The 26,412-nt window shown below is 64.4% G+C and carries 25 protein-coding genes; 11 read left to right on the top strand and 14 right to left on the bottom strand.

All coding sequences use genetic code 11. The annotated features are described in order from the left end of the window. Positions 1-104: 104 nt before the first annotated feature. The 3 genes from gyrA to QJT82_RS16945 form a co-directional block, all read right to left on the bottom strand. A complete protein-coding gene (gyrA, locus tag QJT82_RS16955; protein ID WP_028340749.1) occupies positions 105-2,831 on the bottom strand; it encodes a DNA gyrase subunit A in 2,727 nt (908 codons plus the stop codon). A gap of 224 nt (positions 2,832-3,055) precedes the next feature. Beyond that, entirely contained in the window at positions 3,056-3,454 is a 399-nt protein-coding gene (locus QJT82_RS16950; protein ID WP_028340750.1) for a DUF2306 domain-containing protein, read from the bottom strand. A 243-nt stretch (positions 3,455-3,697) separates the two neighbouring features. Continuing rightward, a complete protein-coding gene (locus tag QJT82_RS16945; protein ID WP_028340751.1) occupies positions 3,698-4,189 on the bottom strand; it encodes a single-stranded DNA-binding protein in 492 nt (163 codons plus the stop codon). A gap of 448 nt (positions 4,190-4,637) precedes the next feature. Here QJT82_RS16945 and QJT82_RS16940 point away from each other — a divergent pair, with 448 nt between their 5' ends. The 3 genes from QJT82_RS16940 (at position 4,638) to uvrA (ending at position 9,660) form a co-directional block, all read left to right on the top strand. Beyond that, on the top strand, positions 4,638-5,384 hold the full coding sequence (locus QJT82_RS16940; RefSeq protein ID WP_028340752.1) for an outer membrane beta-barrel protein: 747 nt from the start codon (positions 4,638-4,640) through the stop codon (positions 5,382-5,384). A gap of 257 nt (positions 5,385-5,641) precedes the next feature. Beyond that, a complete protein-coding gene (locus tag QJT82_RS16935) occupies positions 5,642-6,301 on the top strand; it encodes an outer membrane beta-barrel protein (protein WP_028340753.1) in 660 nt (219 codons plus the stop codon). Between the two features lie 371 nt (positions 6,302-6,672). Continuing rightward, positions 6,673-9,660: an excinuclease ABC subunit UvrA gene (uvrA, locus tag QJT82_RS16930; protein WP_028340754.1), complete on the top strand. Its 2,988-nt coding sequence runs from the start codon at positions 6,673-6,675 to the stop codon at positions 9,658-9,660. A 268-nt stretch (positions 9,661-9,928) separates the two neighbouring features. On the opposite strand, the gene QJT82_RS16925 is transcribed toward uvrA, so the two are convergent. From QJT82_RS16925 to QJT82_RS16910, 4 genes are all read right to left on the bottom strand, one after another. After that, a complete protein-coding gene (locus QJT82_RS16925; protein WP_028340755.1) occupies positions 9,929-10,261 on the bottom strand; it encodes a PRC-barrel domain-containing protein in 333 nt (110 codons plus the stop codon). 272 nt (positions 10,262-10,533) lie between these two features. After that, on the bottom strand, positions 10,534-11,472 hold the full coding sequence (locus tag QJT82_RS16920) for a cytochrome D1 domain-containing protein (RefSeq protein WP_028340756.1): 939 nt from the start codon (positions 11,470-11,472) through the stop codon (positions 10,534-10,536). 2 nt (positions 11,473-11,474) lie between these two features. Continuing rightward, entirely contained in the window at positions 11,475-12,014 is a 540-nt protein-coding gene (locus QJT82_RS16915; protein ID WP_028340757.1) for an SRPBCC family protein, read from the bottom strand. 157 nt (positions 12,015-12,171) lie between these two features. After that, positions 12,172-12,924 carry an AAA family ATPase gene (locus tag QJT82_RS16910; protein ID WP_028340758.1) on the bottom strand — a complete coding sequence of 251 codons (753 nt, stop codon included), beginning with the start codon at positions 12,922-12,924 and terminating at the stop codon, positions 12,172-12,174. Between the two features lie 174 nt (positions 12,925-13,098). Between QJT82_RS16910 and QJT82_RS16905 the strand changes: the two genes are divergently transcribed. Then, the gene (locus QJT82_RS16905) at positions 13,099-13,422 is read left to right on the top strand and encodes a hypothetical protein (RefSeq protein WP_028340759.1); all 324 of its coding nucleotides are present in this window, start codon (positions 13,099-13,101) and stop codon (positions 13,420-13,422) included. Between the two features lie 282 nt (positions 13,423-13,704). Here the strand turns inward: QJT82_RS16905 and QJT82_RS16900 are convergent, their stop codons facing one another. From QJT82_RS16900 to QJT82_RS16885, 4 genes are all read right to left on the bottom strand, one after another. After that, entirely contained in the window at positions 13,705-14,580 is an 876-nt protein-coding gene (locus tag QJT82_RS16900; RefSeq protein WP_028340760.1) for a DUF296 domain-containing protein, read from the bottom strand. Positions 14,581-14,584: 4 nt separating this feature from the next. Beyond that, positions 14,585-16,225, bottom strand: a complete 1,641-nt coding sequence (locus QJT82_RS16895) for an acyl-CoA synthetase (RefSeq protein ID WP_051447864.1) — start codon at positions 16,223-16,225, stop codon at positions 14,585-14,587. Between the two features lie 210 nt (positions 16,226-16,435). After that, complete coding sequence (locus QJT82_RS16890; RefSeq protein ID WP_028340762.1) at positions 16,436-16,837, bottom strand: SPW repeat protein; 402 nt, start codon at positions 16,835-16,837, stop codon at positions 16,436-16,438. A gap of 180 nt (positions 16,838-17,017) precedes the next feature. Further along, positions 17,018-17,962 (bottom strand): tetratricopeptide repeat protein, encoded by a 945-nt coding sequence (locus tag QJT82_RS16885; protein ID WP_028340763.1) that lies wholly within the window; start codon positions 17,960-17,962, stop codon positions 17,018-17,020. A gap of 100 nt (positions 17,963-18,062) precedes the next feature. On the opposite strand from QJT82_RS16885, the gene QJT82_RS16880 reads away from it, so the two are divergent. After that, positions 18,063-18,335 carry a GNAT family N-acetyltransferase gene (locus QJT82_RS16880; protein ID WP_028340764.1) on the top strand — a complete coding sequence of 91 codons (273 nt, stop codon included), beginning with the start codon at positions 18,063-18,065 and terminating at the stop codon, positions 18,333-18,335. Between the two features lie 116 nt (positions 18,336-18,451). On the opposite strand, the gene QJT82_RS16875 is transcribed toward QJT82_RS16880, so the two are convergent. After that, the gene (locus tag QJT82_RS16875; RefSeq protein WP_028340765.1) at positions 18,452-19,243 is read right to left on the bottom strand and encodes a fumarylacetoacetate hydrolase family protein; all 792 of its coding nucleotides are present in this window, start codon (positions 19,241-19,243) and stop codon (positions 18,452-18,454) included. Positions 19,244-19,348: 105 nt separating this feature from the next. Next, entirely contained in the window at positions 19,349-19,762 is a 414-nt protein-coding gene (locus QJT82_RS16870; protein WP_028340766.1) for a DUF3597 domain-containing protein, read from the bottom strand. Between the two features lie 288 nt (positions 19,763-20,050). Here QJT82_RS16870 and QJT82_RS16865 point away from each other — a divergent pair, with 288 nt between their 5' ends. Then, on the top strand, positions 20,051-20,962 hold the full coding sequence (locus QJT82_RS16865; protein WP_028340767.1) for a DUF2189 domain-containing protein: 912 nt from the start codon (positions 20,051-20,053) through the stop codon (positions 20,960-20,962). 231 nt (positions 20,963-21,193) lie between these two features. Then, positions 21,194-22,009 (top strand): lytic murein transglycosylase, encoded by an 816-nt coding sequence (locus QJT82_RS16860; protein WP_028340768.1) that lies wholly within the window; start codon positions 21,194-21,196, stop codon positions 22,007-22,009. Between the two features lie 134 nt (positions 22,010-22,143). On the opposite strand, the gene QJT82_RS16855 is transcribed toward QJT82_RS16860, so the two are convergent. Continuing rightward, positions 22,144-22,428, bottom strand: coding sequence for a hypothetical protein (locus QJT82_RS16855; protein WP_028332121.1), 285 nt, complete (start codon positions 22,426-22,428; stop codon positions 22,144-22,146). A gap of 733 nt (positions 22,429-23,161) precedes the next feature. On the opposite strand from QJT82_RS16855, the gene QJT82_RS16850 reads away from it, so the two are divergent. The 4 genes from QJT82_RS16850 to QJT82_RS16835 all read left to right on the top strand — a co-directional run bounded on the left by QJT82_RS16850 (position 23,162) and on the right by QJT82_RS16835 (position 26,339). Continuing rightward, on the top strand, positions 23,162-23,314 hold the full coding sequence (locus tag QJT82_RS16850) for a DUF1127 domain-containing protein (RefSeq protein WP_016846063.1): 153 nt from the start codon (positions 23,162-23,164) through the stop codon (positions 23,312-23,314). Positions 23,315-23,424: 110 nt separating this feature from the next. Beyond that, positions 23,425-24,858, top strand: a complete 1,434-nt coding sequence (gene trmFO, locus QJT82_RS16845) for a methylenetetrahydrofolate--tRNA-(uracil(54)-C(5))-methyltransferase (FADH(2)-oxidizing) TrmFO (protein ID WP_028340769.1) — start codon at positions 23,425-23,427, stop codon at positions 24,856-24,858. A 5-nt stretch (positions 24,859-24,863) separates the two neighbouring features. Further along, positions 24,864-25,967, top strand: a complete 1,104-nt coding sequence (locus QJT82_RS16840) for a serine/threonine protein kinase (protein WP_028340770.1) — start codon at positions 24,864-24,866, stop codon at positions 25,965-25,967. A gap of 87 nt (positions 25,968-26,054) precedes the next feature. Further along, positions 26,055-26,339, top strand: coding sequence for a DUF1488 family protein (locus QJT82_RS16835; protein WP_028340771.1), 285 nt, complete (start codon positions 26,055-26,057; stop codon positions 26,337-26,339). Positions 26,340-26,412 lie beyond the last annotated feature (73 nt).

Below are 26,412 nucleotides of genomic sequence, written 5' to 3'. Positions count from 1 at the left end.
CCGGATGGACCGAAGCGCAATCCGGGACGACCGACGCCGCGTCAACAGCCCCGGATTTCGCTTCGCTCCATCCGGGCTACAGGAAATTCAACGGCCCGGCGGCGCTAGCCGCCGTTTCCGCTCTCGCCGTTTTCCTCTTCCGGAATGTGCTCGACCGAGACCACGTGCTCGTCCTCGGCGGTGTCGAACACGATCACGCCCTGGGTCGAGCGGCCGGCGACGCGGATGTCGGCGACCGGGCAGCGGATCAGCTGGCCCTTGTCGGTGACCAGCATGATCTGGTCGGCGTCCTCGACCGGGAACGACGCCACCAGGTTGCCGTTGCGGTTGTTGACGCTCATGGCGACGATGCCTTTGCCGCCGCGGCCGGTGGTGCGGTACTCGTAGGACGAGGTCCGCTTGCCGTAGCCGTTGACGGAGACGGTCAGCACCACCTGTTCGGCCGCCGACAGTTCGGCATAGCGCTCCTGCGACAGCTGGATCGCATTCGCGGTCTCCTCGCCCTCGGCCTCGACCGGCTCCTCGGCCGCGGCCTCGCCGGCCACGGCGCGGCGCATCTTCAGGTAGGCCGAGCGCTCGTCCGAGGTGGTCTCGACATGGCGCAGGATCGCCAGCGAGATCAGCTTGTCGGCCTCGGCCAGCGCAATGCCGCGCACGCCCATCGAGGTGCGGCCGGTGAAGACGCGCACATCGGTGACGGGGAAACGGATGCACTGGCCGCCGGCGGCGGTCAGCAGCACGTCGTCATGCTCGGTGCAGATCTGGACGTCGACGATCGCCTCGCCTTCCCCAAGCTTCATGGCGATGATGCCGGAGCGGCGCACGTCGACGAAGTCGGACAGCTTGTTGCGGCGAACGGTGCCGCCGGTCGTTGCGAACATCACGTCGAGATTGGCCCAGGAGGATTCATCCTCCGGCAGCGGCATGATCGTGGTGATACGCTCTCCCTGCTCCAGCGGCAGGATATTGATGAGCGCCTTGCCGCGCGCGTTCGGCGCCGCCATCGGCAGCCGCCAGACCTTCTCCTTGTAGACCTGGCCGCGCGACGAGAAGAACAGCACCGGCGTGTGCGTGGACGCCACGAACAGGCGCGAGACGAAATCTTCGTCACGGGTCTGCATGCCGGCGCGACCCTTGCCGCCGCGGCGCTGCGCCCGGTAGGTCGACAGCGGCACGCGCTTGACGTAGCCCGCATGTGACACGGTGACGACCATGTCCTCGCGCTGGATCAGGTCCTCGTCCTCGACCTCGCCTTCCTGCTCGATGATCACGGTCTTGCGCGCCGTCGCGAACTGCTGCTTCACCTCCGCCAGCTCGGTCTTGACGATGCCCTGTACGCGGGCACGCGAGCGCAGGATGTCGAGATAGTCGGCGATCTCGGCCGCCAGCTTGTCGAGCTCTTCGGAAATCTCGTCGCGCCCCAGCGCGGTCAGGCGCTGCAGCCGGAGATCGAGGATGGCCCTGGCCTGCTCCATCGACAGCCGCAGCGTGCCATCCTCGTTGATGCGATGCCGGGGATCGTCGATCAGCGTGATCATCGCCTCGACGTCGCGGGCCGCCCAGTCGCGCGACATCAGGGCCTCGCGCGCGGTGTTCGGATCGGGCGAGGTCCGGATGACACGGATGATCTCATCGATATTGGCGACCGCTATCGCGAGCCCGACCAGGATGTGGGCGCGATCGCGCGCCTTGCCGAGCAGGAACTTGGTCCGCCGGGTCACCACCTGCTCGCGGAACGCGACGAAGATGGTGAGCAGGTCCTTCAGATTCATCGTCTGCGGACGGCCGGAATCCAGCGCCAGCATGTTGGCCGGGAAATTGGTCTGCAGCGGCGTGAACCGGTAGAGCTGGTTGAGCACCACGTCGGGCACTGCTTCGCGCTTCAGCTCGATGACGACGCGATAGCCGTCACGGTCCGACTCGTCGCGCAGGTCGCCGATGCCCTCGATCTTCTTCTCCTTCACCAGGTCGGCGATGCGCTCGACCATGGTCGCCTTGTTCACCTGATAGGGAATTTCGGTGATGATGATGGCTTCACGATCTTTCCTGATCGTGTCGATAGTCACCTTGCCGCGCATCACGATCGAGCCGCGGCCGAGGTGGTAGGCGCTGCGGATGCCCTGACGGCCGAGGATCACGCCGCCGGTCGGGAAGTCCGGTCCGGGAATGATGTCGATCAGCTCGTCGATCGTGAGCGCCGGATTATCGATCAGCGCCACGCAGGCGTCGACGACCTCGCCGAGATTGTGCGGCGGAATGTTGGTCGCCATGCCGACGGCGATGCCGCCGGCGCCATTGACCAGAAGGTTCGGGAACCGGGCCGGCAGAACCGACGGCTCTTTCTCGGAGTTGTCGTAGTTCGGCTGGAAATCGACGGTCTCCATGTCGATGTCGGCCAGCACGGCCAGCGCCGCCTTGGTCAGCCGCGCTTCGGTATATCGATAGGCAGCCGGCGGATCGCCGTCGACCGAACCGAAATTGCCCTGCCCGTCGATCAGCGGCACGCGCAGCGAGAAATCCTGCGCCATGCGGACCATCGCATCGTAAATCGACTGGTCGCCATGCGGGTGATATTTACCGATCACGTCGCCGACGACGCGGGCGGATTTCACGTATTTCTTGTCCGGCGTATGTCCCTGCTCATGCATCGAATAGAGGATGCGCCGGTGCACCGGCTTGAGCCCGTCGCGCGCATCGGGCAGCGCACGCGACACGATCACGCTCATCGCGTAATCGAGGTAGGACTTCTTCATCTCGTCGAGAATGGAAACGGGACGAATATCTGAGGGTCCCGGCGGCTCGCCGGGCTTGTGGTCGTCGTTATCGGACAAAGGGGAAATCCGGTCAGTTCTACTGGGGAATCATATAGACCATCGAAGGCCTGATAACCACCCTTGCGCGGCTCCGGCAAGCCGTTTTTCCCTTCGTTTTTTCATGCACTTACGGGTGGAGCGCCGAGGTTCCGGCTGCTTGGTCGGGAAGCGCGTAGCGAATGGCGAATAGCGAATGGAAAAATCCCTGTTCGCCACTCGCCATTCGCTACTCGCCTCTCCCGTCAATGACCGAAAACCACCGCGTGCATGATCCGCCCGGGCATGAAGGTGAACAGTCCTGCGATGAGCAGTGCGCCGAAGAAGATGCCGATCATCGTGAACCTGTGGCGGCGGACATCGTGGCTCCGCGCCGCCGTCACGCCGAGCACCAGCATGGCGAGCGAGAAGATCGACAGCAGGTGGATCGGGCTCCAGGGACCGACCAGCTGGATCTGATGGATCCAGAACGAGCTTCCGGCGACCACCAGCATCAGGATCACCCAGATCCAACCCAGGGTCCGGTGCGGCAGCGTGCCCTTGGGGGCGGCGAGCTGGATGGAGCCGAGCACGAAGGCGGCCATCGCGGCAAAGGCATGAAGCGGGATCGCAGGCGCGGCGTCGAGCAATGGCGCGAGGCTCATGATGGCGGCCCTCGAGTGAATCTCGCGGCCAGACATCAAATGCCGCAGGTCAATGTAAATATCATTTACATCGACCTGTGTCAAAGTTCAGGGAACCCGCATCCCTGCACGTCGGATCGCCGCCATTCTAGCAGATGGTTACGGGGTTATCCTCATAGTCCACACGAAGAGATTGCCACTCCGGATCGCAACGACCGTTCCGGGAAATGATCTTCACGGCATCGATGGAAGCGCGACCGCTCCTCAGAACGGGATGTCGTCGTCCATGTCGCTGTTGCGGCTACCGCCGCCCGCGGCGACGGCGCGGCGCGGCGCCGAACTGACCGGTCCGGACGAGCCGAAATCGCTGCCGCCATCATCGGAGAAGCTGCTGCCTCCGCCGCCGCGCCCGTCGAGCATGGTGAGGTTGGAGTTGAAGCCCTGCAGCACGACTTCGGTCGAGTACTTCTCGACGCCGCTCTGGTCGGTCCATTTGCGGGTCTGCAGCTGACCCTCGATGTACACCTTGGCGCCCTTCTTCAGATACTGCTCGGCGACCTTGCAGAGGCCCTCGTTGAAGATCACGACGCGGTGCCACTCGGTCTTTTCCTTGCGCTCGCCGGTGCCCTTGTCGCGCCAGGTTTCCGAGGTGGCGATGGAAAGGTTTGCGATCGGACGGCCGTCCTGCGTCCGCCGGATTTCCGGATCCTTGCCGAGATTTCCCACCAGGATCACCTTGTTCACGCTTCCTGCCATCGCATCATCTCCACTCAAAACCGGGCGTCCGGACATCGGCCGCCACTCTCAACCTTCGCCACTTACGTCGCAGGCGTCGTGGATGACCCTATACGCCGGTGCCGGCTCGCCGCCTTTGCCGTCGCGCCGGTTATCCACGATATTCGAGATATAGCATCGCATCCGGAATTGTTCCAGTTTTGTTCGCCACAACCAGCCGTAGAAGCGGCCAATGCCGACAGAGCGGCAGTCGATCTCGATGCCGGCCGACGCCGGGCAGCGAGATTTAGAAAAACAACAAACAAATCAGTGGCTTGCCTTATCATTACTTCTTCCGCGAGTGTTGCATTTGGGAGACGGCGTTTCCGGTTGAATCAGCGTATAGCTACCAACCATGGCGCGGGCGCTCGCGTCTGGGATCGTGCTTCGGGACCGTTTGGAAGCCGATCGGGGAGTTGGGGGACTGATAATGAAGAAGTTTTTGCTCGGTACGGTTGCTCTGATTGCGTTCGCTGCGCCTGCCGCGGCCGCCGACCTCGCTGCGCGCCCCTACACCAAGGCGCCGCCGCCCGTGGTTGCCCCGATCTATGACTGGACCGGTTTCTACATCGGCGCCAACGGCGGCTGGGGCTCGAGCCACAATTGCTGGGACCAGCTCCCGGCCGGCATCTTCCTCGCCGCGGACGGTTGCCATGACGCAACGGGCGGCGTCGCTGGTGGCCAGATCGGCTATCGCTGGCAGGCCGGCGCCTGGGTGTTCGGCCTTGAAGCGCAGGGCGACTGGGCTGACCTGAAGGGCAGCAACGGCAGCGCGATCTTCCCGGGCCTGTTCACCAACCAGTCCAAGATCGACGCGTTCGGCCTGTTCACCGGCCAGATCGGTTATGCCGTCAACAACGTGCTGCTCTACGCCAAGGGCGGCGCGGCGCTGACCGACAACCGCTTCAACACCTACTTCACCCCGACCGGCGTGCTGGTCGGCAGCGCAAGCGACACCCGCTGGGGCGGCACCGTCGGCGCCGGCATCGAAGTTGGCTTCGCGCCGAACTGGACCGCGGGCATCGAATACGACCACCTGTTCATGCAGGACAAGACCTACAACCTGATCGCCCCCAACGGCACGCTGAACAGCACCATCCGTGATCGCCAAGACGTCGACCTCGTCACCGTCCGCGTGAACTACAAGTGGGGTGGCCCGGTCGTTGCGCGCTACTGAACGCGCGAAGCCGATTGATCCAGACGAAAGGCCGGCCTCGCGCCGGCCTTTTTGTTTGTGCGCCGGCTTTTCGTTGCGTGTGCGCGTGCGCCTCACCGCGGCCGTTTTCGGTGCGTTGTGGTTTCGCGGATACACAACTTCCGGCATTTCTCTGTAGAAGCACCGGCACGTCACGCGACACTGCTGTGACGCTCTCTTCAAAAGTTTGAAGGGACAACAAGAAAATGGGCAAGAAAAACGGGACTCGGACTTTGAAAATGAGGACTGTTTTGCTGGCATCGGCCGGCATGCTTGTACTGAACGCTTTTGCACCGGCGATGGCCGCCGACATGGCGGCTCGCGCCCCCTACGTGAAGGCTCCGCCGCCGGCCGCGATCTACAACTGGACCGGCTTCTACGTCGGTGGCTTCGGCGGCTACGCCAGCGAGAACTCCGGCACCCCGAGCATGGAAGGCGGCTTCGGCGGCGGCACCATCGGCTACAACTGGCAGGCCGGCAACATCGTGTACGGCCTCGAGGTCGACGCTGCAGGCGCTGACATCGACGCGTCGGTCTCCGCCCTTGGCGTCACGGCCCGCAGCAAGATCGACTCGCTCGGCACCGTGCGCGGCCGCCTCGGCTTCGCCGTCGACAAGGTGCTGTTCTATGGCACCGGCGGCTACGCCTGGGCCAACAACGAGGTCAGCGTCACCGCGCTCGGCGTGACCGCCTCGCAGAGCAACTTCCACTCCGGCTGGACCGTCGGCGCCGGCGTCGAGGCGTTCATCGCCCCGCAGTGGTCGATCAAGGGCGAATACCTGTATCGCAGCCTCGACAGCGAGAACTATTTCGGCGTGCCGTCCGGTACGCTCGAACTGCACAGCGCCCAGTTCGGCGTGAACTATCACTTCGGCGGCCCGATCGTCGCCAAGTACTGATCCAGGTACTAAGCGAATTGCTGACCGCCATTCGCGGTCAGATCGCACCGAAAGGCCGGCCTCGCGCCGGCCTTTTTGCGTAAGAGCGTTTCGAGCGAAGTGGATTCCGGTTCGCGTCAAGAAAACGCGTCAAAGCAGGAATCTGGAGCCCCCGTTCCGATTCTATCGGAACGGGAAGGCTCTAGAGGAACCGGCGCTGCTGACGGCTGCTGCCATCAGGCAAACTATCCGTTGATGGACGCGACTCAGCACTGGAAATTGTCGACCGTTCTTCCTACGTTCCAGTCTTCACACCCCATCGGCGCAAGGTCCCGGCATCACCGGCGATGCGCGCCCAAAAGGCGCCCAAGCATGCGCCCGGAACTGTCGCTATGGATGAAGTGCTCAAGGCGAAGCGCCAACAGAACGCCGGCTCCTCATCGCGCGCCATCACGATCCGTGGCGCGCGCGAACACAATCTGAAGAACATCGACGTCGAGATTCCCCGCGACAAGCTCGTGGTGTTCACCGGCCTGTCTGGCTCCGGCAAGTCGTCGCTCGCGTTCGACACCATCTATGCCGAGGGCCAGCGCCGCTACGTCGAATCGCTGTCGGCCTATGCGCGCCAGTTCCTCGAGATGATGCAGAAACCGGATGTTGACCAGATCGACGGCCTGTCGCCGGCGATCTCGATCGAGCAGAAGACCACATCGAAGAACCCGCGCTCGACCGTCGGCACCGTCACCGAGATCTACGACTACATGCGCCTGCTGTGGGCCCGCGTCGGCGTGCCCTATTCGCCGGCCACCGGCCTGCCGATCGAGAGCCAGATCGTCTCGCAGATGGTCGACCGCGTGCTGGCGCTGCCGGAAGGCACCCGCCTCTACCTGCTGGCGCCGGTCGTGCGCGGCCGCAAGGGCGAGTACAAGAAGGAGCTCGCCGAGTATCTCAAGAAGGGCTTTCAGCGCGTCAAGATCGACGGCACCTTCTACGAACTGTCCGAGGCGCCCGCGCTCGACAAGAAATTCCCGCACGACATCGACGTCGTGGTCGACCGCATCGTGGTGCGTCCCGACCTCGCGCAGCGCCTCGCGGAAAGCTTTGAGACTGCGCTGAAGCTCGCCGAGGGCCTCGCCGTGATCGAATACGCCGATGCGCCGGCGGCGGCCGCCCAGGACGACAAGAAAGAGGACAAGAAGAAGACCGCGAAGATCCATGACAAGAGCGGGCCCGAGCGCATCCTGTTCTCGGAGAAGTTCGCCTGTCCGGTCTCCGGCTTCACGATCCCCGAGATCGAGCCGCGCCTGTTCTCGTTCAACAACCCCTATGGTGCCTGCCCGGCCTGCGGCGGCCTCGGCGTCGAGCAGCATATCGACGAGGATCTGGTCATCCCCGACAAGGAGCTGACCTTGCGCAAGGGCGCGATCGCGCCCTGGGCGAAATCGTCCTCGCCCTATTACATCCAGACCCTGACCGCGCTCGGCAAGCACTACAAGTTCACGCTCGACACCAAGTGGAAGGACCTGACCAAGAAGGTCCAGAACGCGCTGCTGCACGGCTCCGGCGACGACGAGATCAAGTTCTCCTATGAGGACGGCGTCCGCTCCTACGACACCAAGAAGCCGTTCGAGGGCGTCATCACCAACATCAACCGCCGCTACCGCGAGACCGAGAGCGAGTGGGCGCGTGAGGAGCTCGGCAAGTATTTCTCCGACGTACCCTGCGCCGGCTGCAACGGCCACCGGCTGAAGCCTGAGGCGCTGTGCGTCAAGATCGGCGGCAAGCACATCGGCGAGATCTCGGAGCTCTCGGTGAAGCGCGCCGGCGAATGGTTCGAGACGGTGCCGGAGGCGCTGAACGCGCAGCAGAACGAGATCGCGACACGCATCCTGAAGGAGATCCGCGAGCGCCTGACCTTCCTGCTCGACGTCGGCCTGAACTACCTGACGCTGTCGCGCTCGTCCGGCACGCTGTCCGGCGGCGAGAGCCAGCGCATCCGCCTCGCCTCGCAGATCGGCTCCGGCCTCACCGGCGTGCTCTACGTGCTGGACGAGCCGTCGATCGGCCTGCACCAGCGCGACAATGCCCGGCTGCTCGACACGCTGAAGCGGCTGCGCGACCTCGGCAACACCGTGGTCGTGGTCGAGCATGACGAGGACGCCATCCGCCTCGCCGATTACGTGCTCGATATCGGGCCCGGCGCCGGCATGCATGGCGGCCACATCGTCGCCGAGGGCACGCCCGACCAGATCATGCGCAACCCGAAATCGCTGACCGGCAAGTATCTGACCGGCGAGCTTTCGGTTCCCGTGCCCGACCGGCGGCCACCGAACCACCGGCGCACCATCAAGGTCGTCAACGCCCGCGGCAATAACCTCAAGAACGTCTCCGCCGAGATTCCGCTCGGCCTGTTCACCTGCGTCACCGGCGTCTCCGGCGGCGGCAAGTCGACGCTGCTGATCGACACGCTGTACCGCGCCATCGCCCGCAAACTGAACAATGCCAGCGAGGGCGCGGCGCCGCACGACCGCATCGAGGGACTCGAGCACATCGACAAGATCATCGACATCGACCAGTCGCCGATCGGCCGCACGCCGCGCTCCAACCCCGCGACCTATACCGGCGCCTTCACGCCGATCCGCGAATGGTTCGCCGGTCTGCCCGAAGCGAAAGCGCGCGGCTACGAGCCCGGGCGCTTCTCCTTCAACGTCAAGGGCGGCCGCTGCGAGGCCTGCCAGGGCGACGGCGTCATCAAGATCGAGATGCACTTCCTGCCCGACGTCTACGTCACCTGCGACACCTGCAAGGGCAAGCGCTACAACCGCGAGACGCTGGAGGTGCTGTTCAAGGGTAAGAGCATCGCCGACGTGCTCGACATGACCGTCGAGGAAGCCGCCGAGTTCTTCAAGGCGGTGCCGCGCGTGCGCGAGACCTTCCAGACCCTGCACCGCGTCGGCCTCGACTATATCCATGTCGGCCAGCAGGCGACGACGCTGTCCGGCGGCGAAGCCCAGCGCGTCAAGCTGGCCAAGGAGCTGTCCAAGCGCGCCACCGGCCGCACGCTCTACATCCTGGACGAGCCGACCACCGGCCTGCACTTCCACGACGTCGCAAAGCTCTTAGAGGTGCTGCACGAACTGGTCGCCCAGGGCAACACGGTTGTCGTGATCGAGCACAATCTCGAGGTCATCAAGACCGCCGACTGGGTGATCGACCTCGGCCCCGAAGGCGGCGACGGCGGCGGCGAGATCGTCGCCTGGGGCCCGCCGGAGGACATCGTCAAGGCGCCGCGCAGCTACACCGGCAAGTTTTTGGCGCCAGTGCTGAAGAAAGCGAACAGCAAGCCGAGGAAGAGCAGCGCGAGCGAGGCGGCGGAGTAGCGGCATCGCTCGTCGGTGCGAGTTACCGCAACATGCAAGTAGGATGGGTAGAGCGAAGCGAAACCCATCAACTCACCCCGCGGCCCGAATGATGGGTATCGCTGCGCTCCACCCATCCTACGGATTGCTGCGATAGGTAGCGATCTGCCAGACGCAGGAGCAAGTAGCCCGGATGAGCGAAGCGACATCCGGGGAGCTCTGGCAGTCGCCAACGTCAGCCCCGCATGTCGCTTCGCTCATGCGGGCTACAAAAACCACCTCGCCTGCGCTACACCGCCCAATAATTCGGGTGCGTATACGATTGCGAGCGGTCGCCCCAGTCGAACTCGTCACCGTCGAACTCGGACGGGCCGGACCGCAGGTCGTCCAGCGTCACCTCGGCCTCGAAGGCCTGGCGCACAGGGTCAAAGCGCAGTGCGGCCCATCTGACGGGATAGTGGTGGTGGGTGCTCAGCACGCCGCCGGTCTTGATGATGGCGTAGGCCACCGTTCCGCTCACCTTGTCGAGCATCAGCCGCTCGATCGACCCAAGTTTTGCGCCGTCGCGCCCGTAGACGCAGACGTGCTCGACCCGGTCGCTGGGCACCAAGGTATGATGCATGGCATCCTCCCTGTTTCCTGGTGTTTGCCTGATAATATAGGCCTGTCGTCCCGAGGAGCCAACAGGGCGCTGAGCCGCGGGGCGGAGAGGATGGGTAGAGCGAAGCGAAACCCATTAGCCCATGCCGCGGCCCGAATGATGGGTATCGCTTCGCTCCACCCATTCTGCGGTGGTCCGCAAGTGGCAAGTAGCCCGGATGAGCGAAGCGACATCCGGGACTCTCTCGTCAAATCGCCCCGCATATCGCTTCGCTCATGCGGGCTACAGGCCGCCTACTCCGTCCGCCTGAGAAATGCCCCGAACGCCCGCGGGCCGTCGCCGACCTTGACCTCGCCAATCACCTTCATCTCGGCGGCGTCGATCACGCTCAGCGTGTTGCTCTCCCAGTTCGCGACCAACACCTGCTTGCCGTCGGCGGTCGCCTCGATGCCTTCGGGGTAATCGCCGACCGTGATGCGCTTCACGGGCTGCAACGTCGCGAGGTCGAACACGCTGACCTTGCCGTCATACTGGTCGGTGACGAAACCGCGGCCCTGCGCCAGCGCCACCGCGTAGGGGCGCAGGCCGACATGGACGCGGCCGATCTCGCGGGCGGTCGCGATGTCGATCACCGAGACGTCGTTGGTGCCGACATTGGCGGTGTAGGCGCGCCTGCCATCGGCATCGATGGTGACGCCGAACGGCCGCGTCCCGACCTTCACGATCCCCCTCCGCTCGCGCGAGGCGGTGTCGATGATGGAGACGCTGTCATCGTCGCGATCCGCCGACAGCAGCAGCAGCCCATCCGGCGTCACCGCCAGCCCGGACGGCGATGCCCCGACCGCGATACTTGCGGCGACACGCCGCTCTCTGGCGTCGATCACCCGCACCGCGGCGGCGTACCAGTCGGCGACATAGACCGTGGCGCCGTCGGGCGCGACCGCGATGCCGAGCGGCCCCCCGCCGACATCGACCCGGCCCACCACCTTTCGCGCCGACGCGTCGACCACCGTGACCGCCTTTGCATCCGGGCTGGTCACATAGGCGAAGCGGCCGTCATTGCTGACGGCAACGCCGGCGGGCTTGCCGCCGATCGCGATGGTCGCGACCGGCTTCGAGGTCGCGAGATCGACCACCGTGAGGTCGTCGCTGAGCTGGTTGGTGACGAACGCCTCCTCGGCGCGCGCGGCGCCGAGGCTGGCAAGCAGCGCGACGAGCGCAATCGCGCGCACGCTCAGGTCCCGCTCTCGATCTTCTTCTTCAGCGCTTCGAGCCCGGCCTTGTAGAGCCCGCTCACAGCCTTCACCGCGGCCTCGTCGCTCAGTTCCGGCGGCGGATCATTGTTCGGAAATCCGCGATAGAACGCGCCGGCCCATTCCAGCTTCGACTTGCCGTCGGGCGCCGGCGACACCGTCAGCGTCGAGGAATAATTGGTGACCGGCAGCACCTTCACGTCGACCGCGGTGATCCGGTACGAATAGCTCATCATCTCCGGTTCGTATTTGTAGAGTTCCTCGTCCACGGTGGCGCCGGGGCCCAGCGTCAGCCGCCGCGTGGCGCCGATCTCGTTGCCCTTCTCGCCCTCGGTCTTGGTGACGCCGGCGAGCCAGCTCATGTCCTGGAAATTGCCGATCACCGCCCACACCTTGGCCTGCGGCGCGTCGATCTCGATCGATTCCCGCACCTTCTGGCGGGTCGGCCCGTGGGCCCAGGCGGCCCCTAACACAGCCAATGCCGCCACCACGACGCAAGCTCGCGCGATCGTTCGCCTCATCCTTGTTCTCTCCCGATATGTGTCGGCCATCCGCCGCCTGGCGCATGCCGCAGTTTATGGTCCGGGTTCTAGACTAGATCGGGGACCGGCTTCTTGCACCAGAGCGAAGTCGCGGCCGGCGGCTTCCCCGGGAGGCAAGCCGGCCCGGGCGGTGGGGTCACCCCTCGATCGCCGCCTCGACGAACCCTTTGGGATCGTCGCAGAACTCGCGCATGACCTTGTAATGATCGGTGTCCCTCAAGTTCACCGGCTCCAGCCCGTATTTCGTCAGCCGCAGCAGCGTCGCATTCGGATAGGCCATCAGCACCGGTGAATGCGTGGCCATGATCACCTGGCAGTGACCGGTGCCGTTCATCCGGTGCAGCAGCTTGAGGAATTCAATCTGGCGCGACGGCGACAGCGCGGATTCCGGCTCGTCGAAGATGAAGATACCTTGCCGCTGGCAGCGCTCCTCGAAGAAGCGCAAAAAGCCTTCGCCATGCGAATGCGACAGGAAGTCAGCATAGGGGCTGGCGACGGAGTCGAGATATCTGGCGACCGAGAAGAAGCTCTCGGCGCGGAAGAACCAGCCATTGGTGATTTTCGGCAGCCAGCTCGCACGGAGCGCGGTCGCAAGCGAGCCGCCCATTTCCTCGACCGCATTGCTGTGATCGACCGGCATGTAGCCCTTGCCGCCGCCGGCGTCATCATAGCCGGCCATCACGGCGATCCCCTCGAGCAGCGTCGACTTGCCGGTGCCGTTCTCGCCGACAATGATGGTGATTGCCTTGTCGAAGCTCAGCTCGAAATCGTCGCGCAGCAGCGGCAGCACGAACGGGTAAGCCTCGCGGTCCGGGATCCGCGCAGGCTCGAGCCAGACCCGCCGCAGGTACGGCGCGGGCATGTTGATCGGGCGGTTTCGTCTGGCCATCGGTCCAACCTTTGGGGCTCGCGCCTCGGAAGGTACAATCCCAGATCGATATGGACCCGTCAAGAACGTAACAAGAACAACAAACCCAGGCCAGAAGCGTTGTCGATGCATCATGCTAACTGATGCGCAAGCGCCCGCTGCCGCCACCAGCCTTCAACCGAGACCCGCGCCGCGATGCCCAGCCGCAGCTATGACCTCTTCCGCAAGGCGATCCTCACCGAGCAGCAGGTCGTCTGCATCTATGACGGACGGCCGCGCGAGCTCTGCCCGCACATCATCGGCCACAACAAGAGCGGTAAAGAGGTCGTGCTGGCCTGGCAGTTCGCCGGCGAGAGCTCGGGCAAGCTGCCGCAGTGGCGCTGCCTGCGGCTCGCCAATGTCAGCGACATCAGCCTGCGCAAGGGCCGTTGGCACGAGGGCGGATCGCACCGCACCGAGCAGACCTGCGTCAGCGAGATCGACCTCGACATCAACATCGATGTTCGCAAGCGGCGGTGAGCGGCCCATACATCTGAGTTGCCTGACGGCGCAAGCACCGCTTTCCCTGCGCCCTCCGCTCAAGCGAGGGCGGAGCGAAATGCAAAGCTCGGGCAAACATGTCGCGAGAATGCGGATGTGGCATTACACACTCCCTGTCGTCCCGGCGAAGGCCGGGACCCATAACCACGAATGACTATTGTTGCTCGACGCTGGAGCGACGAGTCCCTCTCACAACAACTGCTGCGGAGTATGGGTCCCGGCCTTCGCCGGGACGACGCGGGGATGGGGTATGCCATGCCCCTACGGCTGCTCCGCCTCCGCCAGCACCTCCAGCGCCAGCTCCATCGTCATCAGCACCGGGTTGTCGCCGCGCACCAGGCGTCCCTCGGCGATGCCGCCGAGATAGTCGACCAGCGCGATGTCGAGTTCGGCATGCAGCCGGCCATCGGCGTCCGGTGCGATCTCGCCTGCGGTCACCGCGAGTTCGGTCGCGAACGGCACGACGCTGTGGCCGTCGGTGAAGACGGCGCCGATGGTCGAGCCGACGCCGCCATGCAGCCGCGCGCGCAGGATGCCGTGCTGGTGGCAGAAGCCTTCCAGCGCGCAGGCAAAATCCTGGTTCGGCCGCAGCCGCAGCGCGTAGGCATGGCTCGTGGTCCTGGCCCCGCGCGGCGCGCTGGCGACAGGACCGAACAGCTTGAAATTGGTCTCGCTGTCCGCTTCGGCCTTGAACGTCGCGCCGTCGATCCCGAACGCGTTGACCTCGAACGGCACGGCGACAATGGTTTCATCCGGCAGCATGTGGCCGCCGTTGAAGCGGCCGTCGGCCTCGGTCCACAAGCCGTGGCAATGAAAGAACGGCGCGCCGTCGCGTTCGCCGAAGGTCAGCGCCGCCAGCTTGAGTCGCGTCACGCCGTCGGGACGGAACGTGTCGCTGTAGAATGCGGCGTTGACGCCGTCCTTCGACAGCGCCGGCATCACATAGGCGAACGGCCCGAGCGCCCCGCTTTTCGCACTGAGCACGCCGCCGGAAAACCCCTCCGCCGCAAAGCCGCGGCGCACGGCTTCGAGCAACGGAATGTCGGCCTCGAGCACGAATGAAAAGGCGCGGCCGCGCGCGCTGACCCATTGGATGCGCTCTGGATGCGGAGCGCCGGGCTGGGCGATGCTGCGCATCGCCTCACGCGCCCGTCGATTTGGCGATCACCTCGAGCAGCCCGCGCGCCTCGAGCTCGTCGCGGATCAGTCGCTTCGGCACCTTGCCGTAGCCGGACTTCGGCAACGCCTTCCAGAAGAAGAAGCGCTTCGGCATCTTGTAGCGCGGCACTTTTGGCGCGAGATAGGCGGCAAGCTCCGCCTCCGCGACCGCCTCGGTGCCCTCGCGCGCGACGCAGACGGCGACGCCGACCTCGCCCCAGAACGGATCGGGCACGCCGAGCACCGCGACCTCGCCGACCGCGGGATGCGTCAAGAGCTTCTCCTCGATCTCGCGCGGATAGATGTTGGAGCCGCCCGAGATGTACATGTCGGAGGCGCGGCCGGTGATGTAGACGAAGCCCTCATCGTCCATGTGGCCGAGGTCGCCGGTGCGGAACCAGCCGTCGCGAAACGCCTTCGCATTGGCGTCGGGATTGTCGTAGTAGCCGGCGAACACGCCGGGACCGATCACGCAGATCTCGCCGGTCTCGTGCGCCTTCAGCTCGCTTCCATCGTCGCCCTGGATCGAGACCTGCATCCCGGTGCGCTCGAAGCCGCAGGTGCCGATCCGCGCATGCGGGCCGTCCTCGGGATCGTGCAGACCGGGCGGCAGCACGGTGATGTTGCCGGTGACCTCGCCGAGACCGAAATACTGCACCAGCACGCCGCCGAGCTTGCTCAGCGCCGCCTTCTGATCCTCTCGATACATCGGCGCACCGGCGTAGATGATGTAGCGCAGCGAGGAATGGTCGTGCTGGTCGGCGGCGGGATGCTCGACCATCATCTTCAGGATGGTCGGCACCGTGAACATGTTGCTGACGCGATGCTTGGCGATCAGCCGGAAGGCTTCGCCGATGTCGAACTTCTCCGACGGCAGCAGGATGGTCGGCACGCCGCGCGCGGTCTGCACCAATTGATGCACACCGGCGCCATGCGACAGCGGCGCCACCACCAGCGAGGCGTCCTGTTCCGTCGTGCCGGGCATCAAGTCGGCGAGATGGTTGGTGATGACGAAGGCCATCTGGCCATGGGTCAAGACAGCTGCCTTGGAACGGCCGGTTGTGCCGGAGGTGAAGAAGAACCAGCAGGGATCGTCGTAGTCGACGGCAACGTTCTCGACCACAGCGCTTGCGTGTTTGGCGATGACGTCACCGACGATCGCCTCGCCGAACGTGCCCTCCTCCCCGATCCGCCAGACGAATTCGAGCGCGGGGTTGGCGGCCGCCTTGGCATGCTCGGGGAAGTCGGCGTGGCAGAGAAACGCCTTGGCGCCGGAGGCCGCCGCGAGATAGGCGACCTCGTCCGGCATCAGGCGAAAATTGGTCGGCACCCAGACCGCGCCGAGCCGGAAGGCCGCGAACATCGACCAGAACATCTCGTCGCAGTTCTTGGAATGCACCAGGATGCGGTCGCCCTTGACGATGCCGCGCGCGGCCAGTGCCGCGGCCAACGCCGAGACGTTCTGGTCGATATGACGCCAGGACCAGGCCTTCTCGTTCCAGATGAAGCCGGGGCGATCGCCATGGCGGCGGGCGTTCTGGGTCAGGATGTAGGCGAGGTTCATCACCCGGCGCGACACCCGCGCGATCCCGCCGCGCGGCGCGGCAGCAGCCGTCCCGCTCATTGCCGCCCCGCCGATACGCACAACAGACAGGGCAAGGTCAGGACGGTCATCGGGTATTTCCTCGGTCAGAACCGGGCGTCTTCAAGCGCCGCAAGGGGTCGGTACCACCCGGTTTATCGCCAAGCCGCCGCCTTCGGCAAGGCCCGCCGGACGCAGCGCGATGATACCGCGCGCCGGCGGCGGCCAGCCCGTTGTTTTCTGCCCAGGCCGCTACTGCGGGTGCTTGGCGAGTTCCTGCTCGCTCAGGTTCCAGTCCTGCCACAGCTGCAACGCGCCTATAAAGGCGACCACCGCGCCGAGCAGGATGTGCCAGAACTGCAGCCAGTGGTCCTCGGCGTAACCGAAGACCAGGGGCGATGCCATCAGCCAGAGGCCGAGCAGGATGCTGGCCACCTCCTCCCAGCGGTGCAGCGCGACATATTCGAGCTGGGCGATGCCGAGCACCAGCATGCCCACCATGAAGCTGTTGAGGACGAGGTGGCTGCGCTCGATGTCGACGGCGCCGCTCACCTGCATCGGAAACCAGGGCGAGACCATGATCAGCACGCCGAGCAGCATGCCGAGCCAGTCCTCCCAGGGACGGTGTGTGTTGAAGAAACGATTGTCCGACATGACGAACCTCCTCCGACAAGAGGCATACGTCGGCGGCCGGCTCCGCCACTCCGTACCAGACGACCATCCAGCCGCATCAGGGGCGTATGTCTGTCATCAAACGTAAACGAACTGCATCCATCCGCAAGGCCTATCCCCCGTGCGTGCGACGCGACGGGAGCGATCGTGCCCGGCAGGATGTCACCGCGCTCCGCCGAGCCGCGCCAGCGCTCCCTTGGCGCTCTGCAAATCGGGCTGCAGCTCGAGCGCCTTGCGGAAATCGGCCGCCGCGCCCTTCTTGTCGCCGAGCCGCAGCTTGGCCTGGCCGCGATTATTCCAGGAATAGACGTCGTTCGGATCGTATTGCAGCGCCTTGTCGTAATCGGCGAGCCCGCCCTTGTTGTCCCCTTGAAAGAGACGGATCATGCCGCGGTTGCGCCAGCCGCGCGCATCGGTCGGCGCGATCCTCGCCGCCTCGCCGTAATCGGCGGCTGCGCGATCGAGCTGCTCGGTATCGCGATAGACATTGCCGCGGTTGATGTAGGCGAGCACGTTGGGATCGAGCCTGATCTCGGTGGTGAAGTCGGCGATCGCATGCGCTGCGTCGCGCTTGCGATAGTAGACGAAGCCGCGATTGCCGTAGGCGGTGGCGAGCTGCGGATTGAATTTGATGGCGAGGCTGAGATCGGCCAGCGCGCGGTCGAGATCGCCCTTGTTGAGCCAGGCATCGCCGCGGTTGTTGTAGGCCAGCGCGAACGCCGGATCGATGCGGATCGCTTCGTCGTAATCGGCAATCGCATGATCGAGATCGCGCTTGAAGGCGTAGACGCGGCCGCGATTGGTGTAGGCGCAGGCATAGGCGGGATCGAGCTTGATGGCCTCGTTGAGGTCGGCGAGCGCAGCGTCGAGCTCGCGCTTCTCGGTCAGCCCATGGCCGCGATTGCAATAGGCGCCCGCCAGCCGCTTGCCGCTCTCGGTCTTGCCGTCGATCACCGTGGTGCAGGCGGCTACGCGGTCGCCGGGTGCTGTCGTCAGGCCGACGCAGGTCTGCCAGCTCGGATCGTCGGCGGCAGCGGCTATCGGCGGGTCTGGAAGCGTCAGGGCGGCGCCGAGCAACACGGCGGTCAGGCAGGCCAAAATGCGCATATCGTCAATCCACAAATGCCAATTTGCGGGTTGGTCGCGGCTTTGCACAGGCGGGTTCACACGCTTACATCAGGGCAGTGAATCAACCGGGATTTTTGCGATGGCCGCCGTCCGCGACAACAGGGACCAAAACCGCTTCGAACTCAACACCGAGGGCGGCCTCGCTTTTGCGAACTACCGGCGGACGCCCGCGGCCGTGATCATCACCCATACCGAGACACCGCGCGCCCTGCGCGGCCGCGGCATCGCATCGGAGTTGGTCAAGGGTGCGCTGGAGCTGATCCGCGCCGACGGCCGCAAGGTGATCGCCGGCTGCGGTTTCGTGGTGGATTACCTCGACAAGCATCCGGAATACGCGGACCTTGCCGGCTAGAGCCCTTTCCGTTCCGATGGAATCGGAGCGGGGCTCCAGCTGCTTCTTTTGACGCGTTTTCCTTACGCGAACCGGTACCCACTTCGTTCGAAAACGCTATTGCGCTTCACGCGGCGTCAGACGATCTTGATCGACATGTCGGGCAGGCCCTCGAGCTTGCACAGCAGCACGTCGCCCTTGACGACCGGGCCGACGTTCTCCGGCGTACCGGAATAGATGATGTCGCCGGCCTTCAGCTCGAATGCCTCGGACAGCTTTGCGATCTGCTCGGCGACGCTCCAGATCATGTTCTTCAGATCCGAGCTCTGTCGCACCGTGCCGTTGATCGCGAGCGAGATGGCGCCTTGCGTGAAGTGGCCGATCTTATCAGCCGGATGGATCGGCCCGAGCACCGCGGCATGGTCAAAGCTCTTGCCGATCTCCCAGGGCTTCTTCTCCGCGGCCATGCCGTTCTGCAGATCACGCCGCGTCATGTCGAGGCCGAGCGCGTAGCCATAGACGTGATCGAGCGCCTTGTCGGCCGGAATATTGGTGCCGCCGGACTTCAGCGCGGCAACCAGCTCGACCTCGTGGTGATAGTTCTTGGTCAGCGACGGATAGGGATGATCGGCGACGGTGCCGATCGCGACATTCTGGATCGCATCCGTCGGCTTCTGGAAGAAGAACGGAGGCTCGCGCGTCGGGTCCGAGCCGCGCTCGATCGCGTGCGCTGCGTAGTTGCGGCCGATGCAGTAGATGCGGCGAACCTGAAACACCTCGCTGGCGCCGACGATCGGGATCGTCACGGCCGCGACCGGAAACATCGCCTTCGGCGCGGCCTCGGCATGGGCCGGCGCGGATTGCGCGGCGGCACCGGCCAGTGCAAGGGCGCCGGTCGCAAGCATCGTCCGGCGATCGAGATCAGTCATGGGCGTTCTCCTCGTTGTTGTTGGGCGATCTATAGATGTTCGCCGGTCGATAAAAAAGGGCCCGCGCTGGCGCGGGCCCTGGCTATGCGCGGGAGGATGATCCCGTCAGTGCTTGATGTCGGGGGGCAGCTTGCCGCCATTGGCCGCGAGCTTGGTCATCACCTGCTTGTGCAGCCAGATGTTCATGCTGGCGGAATCGTTGGTGTCGCCGGTGTAGCCGAGCTCCTTGGCGAGCTCCTTGCGGGCCGACAGGCTGGAGTCGATGTCGAGCGCCTTCATCAGGTCGACGATCGAGGTCCGCCACTCGAGCTTCTCGCCCTTCGCGGCAACCGCCTTGTCGAGAATCGGGGCGACGTCAACCGACTGCGCCGGCGCCGCGCCGGCGGGCACCGCGGCAGGAGACGACGATGCGCTGCCGGATCCACCGGCGGGAGCTGCGCTTGTGGCCGATCCGCCGGCGGGCGCGGCGCTGGCGCTGCTGCCGAAGATCGCGCCCATGATTTTTCCGAAAATGCTCATCGTTCGCTCCCAAGAGAGTTGAGATGTGAAGGCCAGACGGCCTTGGCGCGCCTGACCGAGGTCGCAGTTCAAGTCTATCGCCCCCTCCATAGCTTGCCAATGCGACATTCACTTAAGCGTGAGTGCTTTTGGCACAGTTTGGGAGTACCTTCATTCTACAGTTCGCGACACGGCCAGTTCCCTGCTCTGTCTTTCGCGTCTGGCTTGATCGTGATCGTTTCGAGAGGCGGTACGTTTGTGCCCGCGTGCCGGGCGCTGAATGCGACCGCCCAGAGGGAGACAACGACCATGGCCACGTCATACCAAGGCAATGTCACATCGATGACGCAGAGCGGACAAGGCGCCGCGTCTGCGCCTGTTATCCGCACCATCGGCCTGTCCGACTTGCATCATGCGCTGCGTCTCGGCTGGGAAGACTTCAAGGCGGTGCCAAGTCACGCCATCATCCTCTGCCTGATCTATCCGGTGCTCGGCCTCGTGCTCGCGCGCACCGTGCACGGCTATTCCGTGCTGCCCCTGCTGTTTCCGCTGGCCGCGGGCTTTGCCCTGCTCGGCCCGTTTGCCGCCATCGGCCTCTACGAGATGAGCCGCCGCCGCGAAGATGGCGGGGAAGCATCTGCATGGGATGCCATGGAGGTATTCCGCTCGCCGTCATTCGGCGCGATGCTTGGGGTCGGAACGCTGCTGTTCGCGCTGTTCGTGACCTGGATCGCGACCGCCCAGGCGATCTACACGGCGGTGTTCGGCTATGAGACCGCAGCCAACATTCCCGATTTCGCCGCGCGCGTGCTGACCACTCCGCAAGGCTGGTGGCTCATCGTGGTCGGCTGCAGCGTCGGCTTCCTGTTCGCGCTCGTCGCACTTTGCATCAGCGTGATCGCCTTCCCCATGATGCTCGACCGCCAGGCAACCGCCGGCGAAGCCATGGTGACGTCGATGCGTGCCGTCGCACAGAACCCGGTGCCGATGGCGGCCTGGGGCCTGATCGTCGCGGTGCTGCTGGTGCTGGGCACGATCCCGTTCTTCCTCGGGCTTGCCGTGGTGATCCCGCTGCTCGGTCACGCCACCTGGCATCTCTATCGCGAGGTCATCGTCAAGGATCCGAATGCGCGGCCGGTAACCCCCGAACCGCGCGAGCGCAAGCCCGCCGCGGACTTCCCGGCCAATCTGTTTCCGTGGCGGCGCAGCGATCGCGGCTAAGCGCCGCTAACCCGGATTCGTAAACGTCAAAGCAACCGCCGGCCGATATGTTCGGCCGGCGGTTTGTCGTCCCGGACCGTCAAGAGGATGTGAAATTGGCGTGGCACTTGCAGCGCGGCCTGAGAAAAAGCGGCTCGGTCGCGAGCCTTGTTTTGGCCGCTGTTGCCGCGAACATACCCGCCGCCCTTCGCGACCAATCGACGACATCGCAGACTCCGGAGTGAATTGCCTATGACCTCTCGCTTTTGCTTTCGCACGCTCGCCATCGGCGCGTGGCTGTTGACCTCGACGGCGTCGGTGCTGGCTGCCCAATGCGGCACGGGCACGTTCGAATCCTGGCTCGACGATTTCAAGAAAGAGGCTGCGACGAAGGGCATTTCGCAGAACGCGATCCAGGCCGGGTTGACCGGCGTCACGCAGGACAAGGCGATCCTCGCCCGCGACCATTCGCAGCGGGTATTCAGCCAGACGTTTGAGCAGTTCTCGGGCCGCATGGTGCCGCCGCGCCTCAATCGCGGCGCCGACATGATGAAGCGCTACGGCTCCGTGCTGTCGCGGATCGAGGAGGCCTACGGCGTACCGGGCGAGATTCTGGTTGCGATCTGGGGACTGGAGACCGATTTCGGCGTCAACACCGGCAAGTTTCCGACCATACGTTCGCTGGCGACGCTCGCCTATGACTGCCGCCGCTCCGACATGTTCAAGGCCGAGTTGATGGATGCCTTGCGCATCGTCGAGCGCGGCGATCTGCCGCCGCAGGAGATGCGCGGCGCCTGGGCCGGCGAGATCGGCCAGACTCAATTCATGCCGTCGTCCTACATCAAGTTCGCGGTCGACTTTGACGGCAACGGCAAGCGCGACCTCCTGCACAACGTGCCCGACGTGCTGGCGTCGACGGCAAACTACCTGAAGAGCTATGGCTGGAAGAAGGGCAAGGGCTGGGAGCCCGGCAGCGAGAATTTTGCGGTGATCCAGCAGTGGAACAAGAGCGAGGTGTACGCCAAGACGATCGGCTACTTCGCCACCCAACTCGCCAAGGCTCCATAGCGCCTTCACGCCAGATTGCGTGGCGCAGCGAGGCCAACCTTCCGCTCTGACTCGATCAACGCTGCTCCAGCTACGGGTGAATCAAAAAGGGCCGATCGCCCCAGGCAATCGGCCCTTATCGCAATGATCAAAGCTTACTTCGCCATGCTGGCTTCGGCAGCCTTGCTGAGGTGCGCGCCGCATGCGCCCCACTTGTTGTTCAGCATCGCGTCCTGGGCGAGCGAGACTTCCTTCTCCGCCGCGAATTTGACCTCATTGTCAGCCATAGCTTCGACTGCAGCTTCGGTCTTGCCGAGATTTGCACCGCTGCAGCCGAGGCCCGCATGATGACGATGCGCAGCCTGAGCGGGAGCGACAGCGTAGGCAACGGCAGCCACGGTGGCTGCTGCGATCAATGTCTTAATCATGGGATGATCCATCTGTTGTTCTTGGACAGATCCCAGCGTGATTGCGGAATCTGCGGAACGATTATTCGCTGTTCCCGGCACCGTTCAGAATGAACTTCGCGCGATACAAATGTGATGAGCGCTGCGCGCGTATCGCGCATGCGTTGCATAGTGTTTTGATTACAAGGCAGTAAGGAAGCAGCGCCGCAATAGCTTTGCTCGACGCGTTCACTTCAATCGAGACTCACTTCCGATAATCAGCAGCACATTCCGCGCGACATGCGACCCCGCGACGGAAATCCGTTTCGGCACAGGATCGAATTACCTCTTACGTCAATGCGACTGATTGACGCGACACTATCTCCTGTCCGAGATCGCAATGGAGTGAATATGAGATCATTTTAACGACAGCCGCTTGCATGCGAATCACGCATGGAACACATCGCTGTGATCCCTCCCGTAACGAGGGACCTCGGCTTGAACAAACGGTCTGTAATTACCACGTAAATGACGCAACTACGCCTGCCAAGATTTCAATAACCGACTGATTTCAGGAACGTTTTGTTGGAATACTCGGCCTTGATGGAACTTCCATCTACGGGGCAGTTCTCGATGTGCCAAACGGTTAACCGGAACTTACCATCGCTATGCGTTTTGAGCTTAGCTGCATCGCAACATCGGAGCTACCGCACTGCACTATATCATCTATATTCACTTCAACGATGAGGCTTTGGAAAAGCTGAATCTGAACTACTAGGAGACTACCATGTTGCTCTCGCTCATCCGCATGATCCAGGCTTTCCGGGATTATCAGCGCAATGTCAGCGAACTGTCCCAGCTCAGCGATCGTGAACTCGCCGATATCGGCCTCGACCGCTCGGACATTCCGCGCGTTGCCGCCGGCACCTACAACGGCTAATCGGCCGCAGGCCATCTGCTGAACGGATAACGCCCGCTTCCACAGCGGGCGTTGTCGTTTGTGGTGCGGTTTCAGATGCATATGAGATCAAAACGCGCTAACGCTGCGCGATGACACCGCATCAATCCTCTTCCCAACCCGTGCACATCGTGGGCGCGGGGCTCGCCGGCTCGGAAGCCGCCTGGCAGATCGCCAATGCCGGCGTCCGCGCCGTGCTGCATGAAATGCGCCCGCACCGGATGACCGAGGCGCACCGGACCGACGGCTGCGCCGAACTGGTCTGCTCGAACTCCTTCCGCTCCGACGATGCGGCCAATAACGCGGTCGGGCTGCTGCACGCCGAGATGCGGCGGCTGGGCTCCCTGATCATGCGCTCGGCCGACGCCAACCAGGTGCCCGCCGGCGGCGCGCTGGCGGTCGACCGCGACGGCTTTTCGGCCGCCGTCACCAAGGCGCTCAACGAACATCCGCTGATCGAGATCAGCCGGGAGGAAGTCGCAGGGGTGCCGCCGGCCGACTGGAGCAACGTCATCGTCGCGACCGGTCCCCTCACCTCGGCACCGCTTGCCGACGCCATCAGGCAGCTGACCGACGAGAGCGCGCTGGCATTCTTCGACGCGATCGCGCCGATCGTGCACAAGGATTCCATCGACATGTCGGTGGCCTGGTTTCAGTCGCGCTATGACAAGGTCGGCCCCGGCGGCACCGGCGCGGACTACATCAACTGCCCGATGACGAAGGAGCAGTATGACGCCTTCGTCGCGGCGCTGCTCGACGGCGAGAAGGTCGACTTCAAGGACTGGGAGACCAACACGCCCTATTTCGACGGCTGCCTGCCCGTCGAGGTGATGGCCGAACGCGGTCACGAGACGCTGCGCCACGGGCCGATGAAGCCGGTGGGATTGACCAATCCGCACAACCCGACCGTCAAGCCGTATGCGATCGTCCAGCTGCGGCAGGACAACAAGCTCGGCACGCTCTACAACATCGTCGGCTTCCAGACCAAGCTGAAGCACGGCGCGCAGCAGCGCGTGTTCCGGACCATCCCGGGCCTTGAGAACGCAGAGTTCGCCCGCCTCGGCGGCCTGCATCGCAACACCTTCCTGAACTCGCCAAAGCTGCTCGACGGTCAGCTGCGTCTGCGCGCGCAGCCGCGGCTGCGCTTCGCCGGGCAGATGACGGGCTGCGAGGGTTACGTCGAGTCGGCCAGCGTCGGCCTGATCGCCGGCCTCTGCGCCGCCGCCGACATGCGCGGTGCCGCGCTGGCGCCGCCGCCCGCGACGACCGCGCTCGGCGCGCTGCTCGGCCACATCACCGGTGGCCACATCGAAACGATCGAGGCCGGTTCGCGCTCGTTCCAGCCGATGAACATCAATTTCGGTCTGTTCCCGCCGCTGGCCAGCGCGCCGACCAAGAAGCCGGACGGCTCGCGGCTGCGCGGCAACGAGAAGACCGTCGCCAAGAAGCAGGCGATCAGCGCGCGCGCTCTCGCCGATCTCGACCACTGGATCGCAGAGCATCTGCGCGTTGCGGCAGCGGCCTGACAGTCATGAGCTTGCCGAAAGACGATGACGCCACCCTGTCGGTGCGGTGGAGCCAGGGCGTGCTGCTCAAGCGCGACGTGTTCTCGACCGTCGAGCGCGGCCGCTTCCGCGCCGATGACGGCGAGGTCGACGGCGTGCTGCGCCGGCTCGATCAGGTGCCGTTCTGGTCGTTCGGCCTGGCGCTGCATCTGTTCTCGCGCGAGCGCCGCGCGCTGACCTTGGCGCGCGACCTCGACGTCGGGCCAAAGCTGTTGTGGGCCGGCCGGCGCGCGCTGGTGCGCGGTTTCATCGACGGCGCGGCGCTGCATCTGGCGAAGCCGCATGGCGACGTCGCCTATTTCCGCTCCGCCAAGGCCGCGTTGCGCAAGCTGCATCGCGCCGGCATCTGCCACAACGATCTCGCCAAGGAGCAGAACTGGCTGGTCGGCCGCGATGGCCGCGCCTACCTCACTGACTTCCAGCTTGCTGCCTGCTTCAAGACCCGGAGCCGGCTGTTCCGCATCGCCGCCTATGAGGATCTGCGGCATCTGTTGAAGCACAAGCGCAGCTACGCGCCGGAGGCGTTGACGCCGAAAGAGCGCAAGGTACTCGCAAAGAAATCCGCGGTCGCCAGCATCTGGCTCCAGACCGGCAAGAAGGTCTATCAGGCGATCACGCGCGGCATCTTCAATTTCACCGACCGCGAAGGCGGCGGCCGGAGGCTGGTCAACGACGCCCCGGTATTGATCGATCTGATCCGCAGGAATCCGCAGGTGCGCGACACCGCGATCGTCGCCTTTGCCGACCGGCGCGTCGGCGTCGGACTCTACGCCTTCGTCGAGGCGGACCAGTCCGCGCTGGAAAAGACGCTGCGCAACGAGCTTACCGCGGCCAAAGGCGTCAAGCCGCCCGAACACATCCAGGTCGTGCACGCGCTGCCGCGCGATGCCGCCGGCAAGCCGCGCACCGAAATCCTGCAGCTCGTCGCCATGAATCAGATCGACCTGATCGAGCCGATGATGCGCAGCGACGCCGATCGCGAGTTCCTCAAGGATATCCTCGAGCAACGCAAGAATCTGCGCGACCGCTTCAATTTTGAAGTCGCCGAGATGGACCGGCCGGCAGGTTAGAGCGCGCTTCTCGGCGCGTGGCCCTCGACAAACGCGGCGCGAAGCTTCACTCTTTGCGAGGGGTAGCGCGCTCAAGGGACAAGTTTAATGCCACTCACCCGTGGCCGGATCGGGGGATACGATTCCGAACGACTGGCGTTCGGATTCACCATGATGAACGGCGACCAGGAAATCGAATGCCAGATCAGCGACGCCGCGTTGGACGAGCTGGCCGGCACGCGCGGAACGGCGAGCATGGCGCGGCAAGCCCAGTTCGTTGCGCTGCGCGACGCCGTGGAGCAGATCGCATCCGACATCTATGACAGCGGCCCGATGGTCAGGGGCACAACGATCCGGATCTTCACCAAGCATATCCAGAAAGAGCAGAGCTAGTGTCCTGAACCAGAAGTTCGCAACATCGCGTCGTGTTTTGGCGGGGCATTGTAGCGGCAGAAGCGCTCGATGG

This window comes from Bradyrhizobium sp. Mp19 (genome assembly GCF_029952935.1).
Lineage (GTDB): Bacteria > Pseudomonadota > Alphaproteobacteria > Rhizobiales > Xanthobacteraceae > Bradyrhizobium > Bradyrhizobium elkanii.
This window is presented reverse-complemented; position numbering and strand designations above follow the sequence as displayed.

What these genes read in the sequence shown, in the direction of transcription:
- uvrA (WP_028340754.1), top strand. Translation starts at nt 6,673, where the DNA reads ATGGATGAAGTGCTCAAGGCGAAGCGCCAACAGAACGCCGGCTCCTCA.
- QJT82_RS16890 (WP_028340762.1), bottom strand. Translation starts at nt 16,837, where the DNA reads ATGTCGGACAATCGTTTCTTCAACACACACCGTCCCTGGGAGGACTGG.
- QJT82_RS16880 (WP_028340764.1), top strand. Translation starts at nt 18,063, where the DNA reads ATGGCCGCCGTCCGCGACAACAGGGACCAAAACCGCTTCGAACTCAAC.
- QJT82_RS16900 (WP_028340760.1), bottom strand. Translation starts at nt 14,580, where the DNA reads ATGCGCAGCATCGCCCAGCCCGGCGCTCCGCATCCAGAGCGCATCCAA.
- QJT82_RS16860 (WP_028340768.1), top strand. Translation starts at nt 21,194, where the DNA reads ATGACCTCTCGCTTTTGCTTTCGCACGCTCGCCATCGGCGCGTGGCTG.
- QJT82_RS16855 (WP_028332121.1), bottom strand. Translation starts at nt 22,428, where the DNA reads ATGGATCATCCCATGATTAAGACATTGATCGCAGCAGCCACCGTGGCT.
- QJT82_RS16885 (WP_028340763.1), bottom strand. Translation starts at nt 17,962, where the DNA reads ATGCGCATTTTGGCCTGCCTGACCGCCGTGTTGCTCGGCGCCGCCCTG.
- QJT82_RS16835 (WP_028340771.1), top strand. Translation starts at nt 26,055, where the DNA reads ATGCCACTCACCCGTGGCCGGATCGGGGGATACGATTCCGAACGACTG.
- QJT82_RS16915 (WP_028340757.1), bottom strand. Translation starts at nt 12,014, where the DNA reads ATGAGGCGAACGATCGCGCGAGCTTGCGTCGTGGTGGCGGCATTGGCT.
- QJT82_RS16910 (WP_028340758.1), bottom strand. Translation starts at nt 12,924, where the DNA reads ATGGCCAGACGAAACCGCCCGATCAACATGCCCGCGCCGTACCTGCGG.
- QJT82_RS16850 (WP_016846063.1), top strand. Translation starts at nt 23,162, where the DNA reads ATGTTGCTCTCGCTCATCCGCATGATCCAGGCTTTCCGGGATTATCAG.
- QJT82_RS16870 (WP_028340766.1), bottom strand. Translation starts at nt 19,762, where the DNA reads ATGAGCATTTTCGGAAAAATCATGGGCGCGATCTTCGGCAGCAGCGCC.
- QJT82_RS16875 (WP_028340765.1), bottom strand. Translation starts at nt 19,243, where the DNA reads ATGACTGATCTCGATCGCCGGACGATGCTTGCGACCGGCGCCCTTGCA.
- trmFO (WP_028340769.1), top strand. Translation starts at nt 23,425, where the DNA reads ATGACACCGCATCAATCCTCTTCCCAACCCGTGCACATCGTGGGCGCG.
- QJT82_RS16945 (WP_028340751.1), bottom strand. Translation starts at nt 4,189, where the DNA reads ATGGCAGGAAGCGTGAACAAGGTGATCCTGGTGGGAAATCTCGGCAAG.
- QJT82_RS16940 (WP_028340752.1), top strand. Translation starts at nt 4,638, where the DNA reads ATGAAGAAGTTTTTGCTCGGTACGGTTGCTCTGATTGCGTTCGCTGCG.
- QJT82_RS16865 (WP_028340767.1), top strand. Translation starts at nt 20,051, where the DNA reads ATGGCCACGTCATACCAAGGCAATGTCACATCGATGACGCAGAGCGGA.
- QJT82_RS16935 (WP_028340753.1), top strand. Translation starts at nt 5,642, where the DNA reads ATGAGGACTGTTTTGCTGGCATCGGCCGGCATGCTTGTACTGAACGCT.
- QJT82_RS16905 (WP_028340759.1), top strand. Translation starts at nt 13,099, where the DNA reads ATGCCCAGCCGCAGCTATGACCTCTTCCGCAAGGCGATCCTCACCGAG.
- QJT82_RS16895 (WP_051447864.1), bottom strand. Translation starts at nt 16,225, where the DNA reads ATGAGCGGGACGGCTGCTGCCGCGCCGCGCGGCGGGATCGCGCGGGTG.
- QJT82_RS16950 (WP_028340750.1), bottom strand. Translation starts at nt 3,454, where the DNA reads ATGAGCCTCGCGCCATTGCTCGACGCCGCGCCTGCGATCCCGCTTCAT.
- QJT82_RS16840 (WP_028340770.1), top strand. Translation starts at nt 24,864, where the DNA reads ATGAGCTTGCCGAAAGACGATGACGCCACCCTGTCGGTGCGGTGGAGC.
- QJT82_RS16925 (WP_028340755.1), bottom strand. Translation starts at nt 10,261, where the DNA reads ATGCATCATACCTTGGTGCCCAGCGACCGGGTCGAGCACGTCTGCGTC.